The sequence below is a fragment of the Pedobacter jeongneungensis genome, from assembly GCF_000633455.1.
Lineage (GTDB): Bacteria > Bacteroidota > Bacteroidia > Sphingobacteriales > Sphingobacteriaceae > Pedobacter > Pedobacter jeongneungensis_A.
Genome location: NZ_AYMG01000041.1, coordinates 17,468 through 28,391, shown reverse-complemented (window position 1 = coordinate 28,391; position 10,924 = coordinate 17,468). Strand labels below are relative to the sequence as shown.

The 10,924-nt window shown below is 38.8% G+C and carries 9 protein-coding genes; 8 read left to right on the top strand and 1 reads right to left on the bottom strand.

Annotation, left to right across the window (positions count from 1 at the left end; genetic code table 11):
• Window positions 1–1,173 precede the first annotated feature (1,173 nt).
• From U859_RS0129400 to U859_RS0129390, 3 genes are all read left to right on the top strand, one after another.
• A complete protein-coding gene (locus U859_RS0129400; RefSeq protein ID WP_025146786.1) occupies window positions 1,174–2,562 on the top strand; it encodes an arginine decarboxylase in 1,389 nt (462 codons plus the stop codon).
• 116 nt (window positions 2,563–2,678) lie between these two features.
• Window positions 2,679–2,903, top strand: a complete 225-nt coding sequence (locus U859_RS0129395) for a DUF433 domain-containing protein (RefSeq protein WP_025146785.1) — start codon at window positions 2,679–2,681, stop codon at window positions 2,901–2,903.
• Window positions 2,904–3,049: 146 nt separating this feature from the next.
• Entirely contained in the window at window positions 3,050–3,946 is an 897-nt protein-coding gene (locus tag U859_RS0129390; RefSeq protein WP_025146784.1) for a DUF72 domain-containing protein, read from the top strand.
• Window positions 3,947–4,097: 151 nt separating this feature from the next.
• Here the strand turns inward: U859_RS0129390 and U859_RS0129385 are convergent, their stop codons facing one another.
• Entirely contained in the window at window positions 4,098–4,604 is a 507-nt protein-coding gene (locus U859_RS0129385) for a DUF1579 domain-containing protein (protein ID WP_025146783.1), read from the bottom strand.
• A gap of 95 nt (window positions 4,605–4,699) precedes the next feature.
• Here U859_RS0129385 and U859_RS0129380 point away from each other — a divergent pair, with 95 nt between their 5' ends.
• The 5 genes from U859_RS0129380 to rnr all read left to right on the top strand — a co-directional run bounded on the left by U859_RS0129380 (window position 4,700) and on the right by rnr (window position 10,917).
• A complete protein-coding gene (locus U859_RS0129380; RefSeq protein ID WP_025146782.1) occupies window positions 4,700–5,413 on the top strand; it encodes a 3'-5' exonuclease in 714 nt (237 codons plus the stop codon).
• Window positions 5,413–5,670 carry a hypothetical protein gene (locus U859_RS0129375; RefSeq protein WP_025146781.1) on the top strand — a complete coding sequence of 86 codons (258 nt, stop codon included), beginning with the start codon at window positions 5,413–5,415 and terminating at the stop codon, window positions 5,668–5,670. The genes U859_RS0129380 and U859_RS0129375 overlap by 1 nt, the downstream gene beginning before the upstream one ends.
• The gene (locus U859_RS0129370) at window positions 5,670–7,373 is read left to right on the top strand and encodes an ABC transporter ATP-binding protein (protein ID WP_025146780.1); all 1,704 of its coding nucleotides are present in this window, start codon (window positions 5,670–5,672) and stop codon (window positions 7,371–7,373) included. The genes U859_RS0129375 and U859_RS0129370 overlap by 1 nt, the downstream gene beginning before the upstream one ends.
• A gap of 7 nt (window positions 7,374–7,380) precedes the next feature.
• Complete coding sequence (locus U859_RS0129365) at window positions 7,381–8,433, top strand: sialidase family protein (RefSeq protein ID WP_025146779.1); 1,053 nt, start codon at window positions 7,381–7,383, stop codon at window positions 8,431–8,433.
• A 351-nt stretch (window positions 8,434–8,784) separates the two neighbouring features.
• Window positions 8,785–10,917: a ribonuclease R gene (gene rnr / locus U859_RS0129360; protein ID WP_025146778.1), complete on the top strand. Its 2,133-nt coding sequence runs from the start codon at window positions 8,785–8,787 to the stop codon at window positions 10,915–10,917.
• Window positions 10,918–10,924: the final 7 nt, after the last annotated feature.

Sequence of the window (10,924 nt, the reverse complement as noted above, 5' to 3'; positions counted from 1 at the left end):
CCACTGCGGTCGAAATGACGAGTTATCTTAAGCTGTTATTCCTTCGCCGTGGTTCGTGTCTCCACGAACCATTTTTATTTTTGCCACTGAAACACGGAGAACACGGAAACACTTAGCATATATATGCACTCGCTATTAAACCCTCTACCCATGGCTGATAGCTCACCAGCCATGCCAAATAAATATACATGAGATTGGGGAGCCACCAACCTTGGGATTAGTTGTAAAAATCAGTCGTCATTTCGACCGAAGCGCAGCGAAATGGAGAAATCTTTGAACTATATTTATTTTAGATAGTTCAAAGATTTCTCCACTGCGGTCGAAATGACGATTTATCTTAAGCTGTTATTCCTTCGCCGTGGTTCGTGTCTCCACGAACCATTTTTATTTTTGCCACTGAAACACGGAGAACACGGAAACACTTAGCGTATATATGTACTCGCTATTAAACCCTCTACCCATGGCTGGTAGCTCACCAGCCATGCCAAATAAATATACATGAGATTGGGGAGCCACCAACCTTGGGATTAGTTGTAAAAATCAGCCGTCATTTCGACCGAAGCGCAGCGAAATGACGATTTATCTTAAGCTGTTATTTCTTCGCCATGGTTCGTGTCTCCACGAACCATTTTTATTTTTGCCATGGAAACACGGAGAACACAGAAAAGATTTATGCTGGCGGAGATACATTTGCCAGGTAAATATTAGTTTTCCGTCATTGCGAGAAGGCTTTTTCAGCCGACGAAGCAATCTTACAACGATCGCTATTATTAAACGCGTTAAGATTGCTTCGTTCTTCATCCTAGCAATGACGACTTTTTCTTTAAAAATTATCCCACTCGCTATTAAACCTCAAATAGCAGCACTACCCTAATTTCAATAAACCTGATCGGAACGAACATCCCGAATTTTCTTCGGGATAAAGTGTAGAGCAGGGCCGACCCCAACCTATAAAAAACAGGAACCTGCTTTCCAAATCACTAAGCAAAACACAATCCATTATCTAACTGTACTACAAAGCATTACCAAAACAACCCACCCCATTTTTTCGCAAAAACAATTTGTGCTGAAATTTTGTAGTTAGGCTAAGCGTTTCTCTACAGTAAAAATATTTTTATTAAAGATTAATTCTCGATTTAAAATTACATTTTTGCAAAAATTATTTAAAAGTAAATGCAGAGTTACTCAGAATTTCTTGATCTAAGTGTTGGTTTCCCGCAAGAGGGTTTCGATGTGATAGATGATGAATTATATTTTCAGGATTTAAACCTGATGGAAATGATTGAAACATACGGTACCCCCCTACGTTTCACGTATTTACCAATGGTAAGCAAGAAGATTCAGCAGGCGAAGATTCTTTTCCAGACCGCTATTTTAAAGAACAATTACCGTGGCGATTATAAGTATTGCTACTGTACAAAAAGCTCGCATTTTAAACATATTGTAGAAGAAGCTTTAAAAAACAACATCCACTTAGAAACTTCTTCGGCTTTCGATATGCCAATGGTTGATGCTTTGGAGAAAAAAGGTGTGTTAACAAAAGATACAACCATTATCTGCAACGGCTTTAAAACCTACCAGTACAAGCAATATATTATTGATATGTTGCACGATGGTTACACCAATATTATCCCGGTTTTAGACAATAAGGAAGAATTTAACCTTTTTGATGATGAGGTTGATATTGATACGCCTTGTAACCTGGGTATCCGTATCGCAGCAGAAGAGCAGCCAGATTCGCAGTTTTATACTTCGCGTTTGGGTGTACGTATGGAAGACATTATTGATTTTTACAACAATAAAATTGTGCATAATCCTAATTTCAGGGTTAAATTGTTGCACTTCTTCATTAACTCGGGTATTACCGATTCGCCATATTACTGGAACGAGTTAGAGAAATATGTAACGCTTTATTGCAAATTCAAAAAAATCAATCCTGATTTAGATACCCTTGATATTGGTGGCGGTATGCCATTTAAAGATTCGTTGGTTTTCGATTTCGATTACGAATATATGGTAAACGAAATTGTGAAAAGGATCAAGGAAATCTGCGCCATCCACGAAGTAATGGAACCGGATATTATAACCGAATTTGGTAAATATACCGTTGCCGAAGCTTCAGGTATTCTTTACAAAGTATTGGGACGTAAACAACAGAACGATCGCGAGCGCTGGTTAATGCTGGATGGTTCTTTCATCACCAATTTACCTGATGTTTGGGCACTGAACCAAAAGTATATCTTATTACCAATCAACAACTGGGATGCTGAATACGAACGGGTTAACCTGGGTGGTATTACTTGCGATGGACAGGATTATTACAACCAAGAAGCGCACATGAACAGTGTATTTATGCCAAAAACGCGTAAAGTACAATATTTAGGTTTCTTCCATACCGGTGCTTACCAGGAGGTATTGAGCGGTTATGGTGGTATACACCACTGTTTATTGCCTAGCCCAAAACATGTACTGATCCGCAGGAACCGTGATGAAAGCTTCAATTTCGAGGTTTTTGGGGAGGAACAGAACAGTAAGCAGGTGCTGAAGATACTGGGTTACTAATTCAGTTTTCAGTTGGGAGCTTACAGTTTGTAAGATGTTCGAAAAGTAAAATTTTATATCACATTACATAGATACCTCAGTTTTTTAAACTGGGGTATTTTTTTTTATATTTGAGTATGGCGCAAGAACAGATTGAGTTATTTGACCGCATCACTTCTACAGATGGTTTGATGGGCGGAAAACCAACAATACGAGGATTAAGATTTCCAGTTTCTGATATACTTGAATTATTGGCAGCCGGTATGAATGAAGAACAAATCCTTGAGGAACATCCAGTATTAGAAAAAGAGGATATTAGGTCAGCTTTGTTATACTCCGCTCAAAAAGTGAATGAGGCATAATTGACTGCGTCCAAGATAAACTTTCCACAATAAGCTAAAGCAAAGCACAAGTTTCTTATTTTTACAATATATAAATACCTTAGTTGAATAAGCTAAGGTATTTTTTTTGCCTTAAACCTTTTACCTTACACCTAAAACCTTTAAAAATGCAATTCGGTAAAGTAGACGACCCTTCGATTATAGATTATACCCTTCCGGCTGATGCCCCTGAAACAGCATCAATTTTAACAACAAATAAACCTAAACAGGATTTTAAGGCATTTGTAGGCTGTGCAAAATGGAATAAAGCCGATTTAAAAGGTTTTTATCCGAAAGGAACCAAGGATGAATTAACCTACTATTCAACCCAGTTTAATTCGATCGAACTAAATGCCACCTTTTACGGCATGCCAACCAGTGAACAGGTAATTACGTGGACGCAAAAAACGCCTGCTGATTTTAAGTTTTTCCCAAAGCTCACCAATACCATCAGTCACTTTAAAAGGTTGATCAACGTTAAAGAACCTGTTGAGCAATATTGCGATGCCATCAGTAATTTTGAAGATAAACTGGGCATGGCTTTTCTTCAGCTTCATGATAATTTTAAACCCAAAGATTTCGAGCGGTTAAAAATCGTGATCAACGAATTTCCAAAGGTAATTCCACTGGGCGTTGAAGTGAGGAATACAGAATGGTTTACTAACCCCGCCATTGCAAACGAATTTGCCAAACTTTTCGAGGCTAACGGTATAACCAACATCATTGTCGATACTTCGGGCAGAAGAGATATGCTACACATGCGTTTAACTACACCGACAGCATTTGTACGTTTCGTGGGTGCCAACGATGATGTAATCGATAAAAAACGCCTTGACGACTGGATCGAAAGAATTGTAAGCTGGAAAGAACAGGGATTACAGAACCTTTATTTTTTTGTACACCAGAACGTAGAGCTTTCATCCCCTTTATTTTCGGCCTATTTTACCGAGAAACTAAATAAAGCGGTTGGAACCGATTTAAAAATCCCGGTGATGGCCAATCAGGCTCCGCCTAGCTTATTTTAAATGATATAAACCTATCAGGTTTCAAAAACCTGATAGGTTTGAAAGTACTTTATGGTTAGTCGAGATTTGCAATCTCGTCTGAATGAGTTGTGGATTTGTAATCCACTTAAAGAATTTAAAGGTCGGGATTACAAATCCCGACCAACAATATCTACACAATATCTACTCTTTTATAAACCGTTTCCGTCGCTTTTGCCTCTTCCCCTTCCGGCGAAACGTTATAGGCCGTTAATACAAATTCATTTTCATTAATATTTTCTAAAGTTGTACGCCAGCCCCAAAGCTGCTCCCCATATTCAGGACTCCCATATTCCCCAAAAACCGAAAAACCATTTGCTGTTGCCTCACCACTCGAAAGCATCATCTGTGTACCCATGTGGAAGCTATCTACCCAACTCGTAGTAAACTTTTGATAAGGAATATCAAAACCGACAATCATTTTACCTTCGAAAGGTTTTCCCTCTAAACTTCCATGATAATCAAGAGAAATAAAGCGATCGCCTAGAATAGACGTAATTTGTGCTTCAGATGGAGATTCGTCTGCCAGCACATCCTTTTCGAACCAGGTTTTGGTTGTTCCTTTCCAATTTCCAGTTAACCGTTGCAATTGTTTGTGAGCGCCATCTGCTAAAGATTGCTCAAATTTACTTATCGCCATAATCAAAGCTATAGAATATTGTTGTTATGTTAAATTATTTATCTACGAGATTATGAAATGAAAATCGTAAATTGTTTATTGAAAACTACTTATGTATGCTAAAGGCGTTAGATCTCAATCAGGTAATGGTTATCGATATCGAAACTGTTCCGCAATACCCGTCATTTCAGGATGTACCCCCACATTTTCAGGAGCTTTGGGAACAAAAAACACATTATCAGCGAAGTGCTGACCAAAGTCCTGAAGATTTTTACGAAAAAGCAGGCATTATGGCCGAATTCGGTAAAATTATCTGCATCAGTCTGGGGATTTTTAATGTACAGGACCATTCTTATTCCCTGCGGATCAAATCTATTTTTGGTCACGATGAAAAGGAAATGCTTTTGCAATTTTCAACCCTGTTAAGCAAACAAGCACCAACTTTAGTGTTCTGTGCGCATAATGGAAAAGAATTCGATTTCCCTTATTTATGTCGCCGGTTATTGGTTAACGGCATCGAAATTCCGGTCCAGCTGCAACTTTCGGGCAAAAAACCATGGGAAGTAAACCACCTTGACACCATGGAACTCTGGAAATTCGGCGATTACAAACATTTCACTTCATTAAACTTGCTCGCAGCTATTTTGGATATCCCAACTCCAAAAGACGACATTAATGGCTCACAAGTGCGTCAGGTTTATTATGAAGAGAAAAACCTGGATCGGATTGTCACCTATTGCCAGAAAGATGTAATTACTACCGCGCAGGTGCTGTTAAAATTTAAGGGAATGGATATAATTTCAGCAGAAAACGTTACCATTGTAACGTAATGAAAATTGAATTAAATATTCCAGAATACTCCAAAGAAAGAGGAATGATTTTTAGTTGGGAGGATGGATTTATCATCAAAACTGAAGTAACCGAAAATCAAATTATTATTGCAGCTAATAAAGAAGGATTAGTTTCTCTTGCAAAACACTTACTCTTTTTAGCACAGGATAAAACTCCGGTTGACCATCATTTTCATTTAGATGAATATAATAGCCTAGAAACAGGCTCAAAAGAACTCCTGATTACTAAAATCTGATGCTAAACGTTGAAAACCTAAATATCGATTTTTATAACCAGGAAGATAAAACCTGGTTCAAAGCTGTAAAACAGATCAGTTTTAACGTAAAAAAAGGAACTGTTTTAGGTATTGTAGGCGAATCTGGCTCCGGAAAATCGGTTACTTCTTTTTCCATTATGCGCTTGCACGATGAAAAAGCTGCAAAAATTACAGGCAATATTGATTTTGAAGAGATTAGTCTGCTCAACCTCAGCTCAAATGAAATCCGCCAGATCAGGGGAAACCAGATCTCGATGATTTTTCAGGAACCCATGACTTCGCTCAACCCTGTTTTTACTTGTGGTGATCAGGTGGCTGAAGCCATTATGCTGCACAGAAAAGTAGATAAAGCGGAAGCAAAAAAACATACCATTGCACTTTTTAATGAAGTACAGTTACCCCGTCCCGAAAAAATATTCGATAGTTATCCGCACCAGATTTCCGGCGGACAAAAACAGCGTGTAATGATTGCCATGGCATTAAGCTGCGATCCGAAATTATTGATTGCCGATGAGCCAACCACCGCTTTGGATGTAACCGTTCAAAAAACAATTCTTCAGTTGCTTTTAAAATTAAAAACGGAGCGAAACATGGCAATGATTTTCATTTCGCACGATTTAGGCGTAGTAAATGAAATTGCCGACGAAGTTGCCGTAATGTATAAAGGTGAAATTGTAGAACAGGGACTCGCAAAATCCATTTTCGAAAATCCACAGCACCCTTACACCAAAGGTTTACTTGCCTGCCGCCCTTCCCCTGGCCTGCAATTAAAAAAATTACCTGTGGTGGCCGATTTCCTTACAGGAAAAATTGACGATGCCTCAGCGCATTTACAAGCATCAAATCAACTAACATCTATCGAAATAGCTGCACGAAGGAAAAAATTATATGCACAACAGCCATTACTTCTGATAAAAAATCTCTGCACCTGGTATCCCATTAATAACGGTTTATTCGGAAAAACCACCGATTATGTTAAAGCTGTTGATCAATTGAATTTCGAAGTCTTCCCCGGAGAAACATTAGGGTTGGTAGGCGAATCGGGTTGTGGTAAAACCACCTTGGGGCGCACCATTTTAAGATTAATCCAACCCACTTCTGGTCAGATTATTTTTAATGGAGAAGACATTACGCACATCAATAAAACTGATCTCCGTAAATTAAGGAAAGACATCCAGATCATTTTTCAGGATCCTTATGCTTCTTTAAATCCGCGGTTAAGCATCGGTCAATCTATTTTAGAACCCTTACAGGTGCATAAACTACACCGCAATGATACCGAACGGAAACAAAAGGTATTAGAGCTACTCAATAAAGTAGGCTTAAAAGAAGAACATTTTAACCGCTATCCACACGAATTTAGCGGCGGACAAAGACAGCGTGTGGTAATTGCCAGGGCTTTGGCTTTAGAACCTAAATTTATCATCTGCGACGAATCGGTTTCTGCCCTTGATGTTTCCGTGCAGGCACAGGTTTTAAACCTCATCAAAGATCTCCAACACGAATTCGGACTCACTTATATCTTCATCTCCCACGATCTTGCTGTTGTTAAACACATTTCAGACCGTATTTTAGTCATGAACAAAGGAAAAATCGAAGAAGAAGGTTTCCCCGAACAGATATTTAATACACCGAAAGCAGAATACACAAGAAAATTAATTGAGGCCATTCCGGGAAATTAATACATCTATGTTTAAGGAAAAAATAATTTCATTTTTCATTACCGCTCTATTTTCTTTTACCTGCATCGCTCAACAAAACACAGAGGTTCAGATTATTACAAGAGAAAAAATTTTTGATCAGGCACCATTTGAAGCTTGTCATGCCTCTACGCTCTGCCAGCTTAAAAACGGTAAGATAATGGCTGCATGGTTTGGCGGCAAGCATGAAGGCAGTAACGATGTAGCCATTTGGATAGCGACAAAAGATGGTGCCCAATGGAGTGTACCTGTTAAAATCGTGACAGGAACCACAAATACCAATCTTCCAATAGCATGTTGGAATCCGGTATTATTTAAAGCCAAAAACGGAACTTTATTTTTACACTATAAAGTTGGCCCAAACCCAAGGGAATGGTGGGCACAGTACAAAACTTCTACCAATGAGGGTAAAACGTGGTCTGTGGCAAAAAAGCTCCCTCCCGGCTTTTTAGGCCCTATAAAAAACAAGCCTATTCAGCTTAAAAACGGAACCATCCTTTATCCATCGAGCACCGAGAGTCTGGATGAAAAAACATGGAAAATCCATATCGAAAAATCAGATGGACAGGCAAAAAATTGGAAGAAAATCGAAATCAACTGCGATACTTTTGGAGTTATACAACCTTCCATTTTAACCTATCCTAATGGAAAACTGCAGTTATTATGTAGAAGCAGGCAAAATGTAATTGTAGAAAGCTGGTCGGGAGATAATGGTGAAACCTGGTCTAAATTAAGAGCTACAGCCTTACCCAACCCAAATTCGGGCAGCGACGCCGTCACGTTAACCGACGGAAGGCAATTACTGATCTATAATCCCTTAACATCAGGCAAAAATTGGTGGGAAGGCCGTTCTACCTTAAAGCTCGCAATTTCTTCGGATGGTAAAAATTGGAAAGACATCTACACTTTAGAAAAGCACGATAAGGGTGAATACAGCTACCCGGCCATTATTCAGGATAAAAAAGGGAATATCCATTTAAGCTATACTTCTGAAAGAAAGAGGATTACTTATGCGGAAATAAGGTTAGGCGATAGTCCGTAGTCCGTAGTCCGTAGTCCGTAGTCCGTAGTCCGTAGAATGGAAAGGAATTCAGAATAAAGGTTTAAAATGAAATATTATTTATTTGGTTTATGGTCGATAGTCAGATTAGCTAAGCTCCTCAGCTATCAACCATGAACTATAAACCGTAAAATCGTCGGCAATTTCAAATACCAGTGAACCAATGGCCAATGAACTGCTGAACCACCTCAGCTATCAACCATAATCCCACCCAATAGGCACTCACACTACCAATAAACCAAGGGTCAATGAACTACTGAACTCTCCCATTATCCATTTTCCATCCCCCATCTTACATATTTTCTGTATCTTCGGTAAATTCAGTATTAGCGTATGGCAAAGAAAAAATCGGCAAATATAAAATTGGTTCTGAATCAATTGGTTAGTGATGTTTTTGAAAAAAACAGTAATCAGCTGCTTAATTACAAGCAGGTTTCGGCTAAATTAAATTTGAACGATCAGGAATCGAGAGAAACCATTCTTGAGATCTTAAAAGAAGGGAAAAGTGCGGGAATTTTCTTAGAACCCGAAAAAGGTAAATTTAAACTTAAAGAGCTACAAAACTTCATTATTGGTACGGTTGATATGACTGCTGATGGTTCGGCTTATATTGTTCCGGAAGATGAGTTTGAAAAAGACGTTTTTGTTGCTCCCCGAAAACTTAAAAATGCTTTACATGGCGATACCGTTAAAGCTTATGTTTTCGCAAAGAAAAGCGGTCGTAAAAACGACGGCGAAGTTGTCGAAATTATTAAAAGGGCAAAATCGGATTTTACAGGAGTTATTAAAATTTCGGATCGTTTTGCATTCGTAATTGCGGATGATAAGAAAATGATGCATGATATTTTTGTGCCATTGGCAGATACTCACGACGCAAAAAATGGTCAGCGGGTATTGGTAACTTTGTCTGATTGGCCCGAAAGCGCCAAAAATCCGATAGGTATAGTTAAACACGTATTGGGTAACCAGGGCGAGAACAATACCGAAATGAACGCGATTTTAGCGCAATATGGTTTTCCTTTAGAATTCCCGCCACAAGTGGAGCGCGAAGCAAATGCAATTCCTGAAGAAATCCCGGCGGCTGAAATTGCCAAAAGAAAAGATTTTAGAAACATATTAACTTTTACCATAGATCCGGCCGATGCGAAAGATTTCGATGATGCCATTTCTTATCAAAAACTGCCTAACGGAAACCACGAAATTGGTGTACACATTGCCGATGTTTCGCATTATGTAATCCAGGGGACAGAATTAGATAAAGAAGCCTATAGCCGTGCAACTTCGGTTTACCTCGTCGACCGCGTAATTCCGATGCTGCCCGAGCGTTTAAGTAATGGGGTTTGTTCATTACTTCCAAATGAAGACAAATTGTGTTTTGCAGCTGTTTTTGAGCTTGATGAACAGGCCAATATCCAAAACGAATGGTATGGCCGTACGGTAATCCATTCTGATAGAAGGTTCAGTTATGAAGAAGCACAGGAAGTGATCGAGAACAAAGCTGGCGATTATGCTACAGAAATCCTGAAGTTGAATGAGCTTGCTTATATTCTCCGCGATCGTAAATTTAAGAATGGAGCGATCAGTTTTGAAAGTACTGAAGTTAAATTCAAACTTGATGAATCAGGAAAACCGATTGGTGTTTATGTTAAAGAACGTAAAGATGCCCATAAACTGATTGAAGATTATATGCTACTGGCTAACCGGAAAGTGGCCGAATTTGTAGCCAAAAAAGTAAAGGGCAAAAACAAACTGACCTTTGTTTACCGGGTGCACGATTCGCCAAATATGGAAACCCTGAATACTTTTGCCACATTTGCTTCCCGTTTCGGTTATAAAATCAATACCAAATCGGATAAGGAAATTGCCAAGTCATTAAATAGCTTAATGGCTGATGTGGAAGGTAAAAAAGAACAAAATATTCTTACTTCTCTGGCCATCAGATCAATGGCTAAGGCGATTTATTCCACTAAAAAAACCAGTCATTATGGCCTGGCTTTCGAATATTATACCCACTTTACTTCCCCTATCCGCCGCTATCCCGATGTAATGGCCCACAGACTTTTACAAACTTATTTGGATGGTGGTAAATCTGCTGATGCTGAATTTTACGAAGTAGCCTGTGTACATTCATCGGCCATGGAGAAACGGGCTGCCGATGCCGAACGTGCATCTGTTAAATACAAACAGGCCGAATATCTTGAAAATAATATTGGTACCGAATATAAAGGCATCATTTCAGGTGTTACAGAATGGGGTATGTATGTAGAGATTGAAGAGAACAAATGTGAAGGTATGATCCGTTTACGCGATATATCCGACGATTTTTATGTACTCGACGAGAAAAACTACTGCATTATAGGTCAACGTAAAAAGAGAAAATACCAATTAGGGGATGAAGTGATGATCAGGGTTAAAAAAGTAGATTTATCTAAACGTCAAATTGATTTTACCTTAATTCCTGATTAAAAATTAA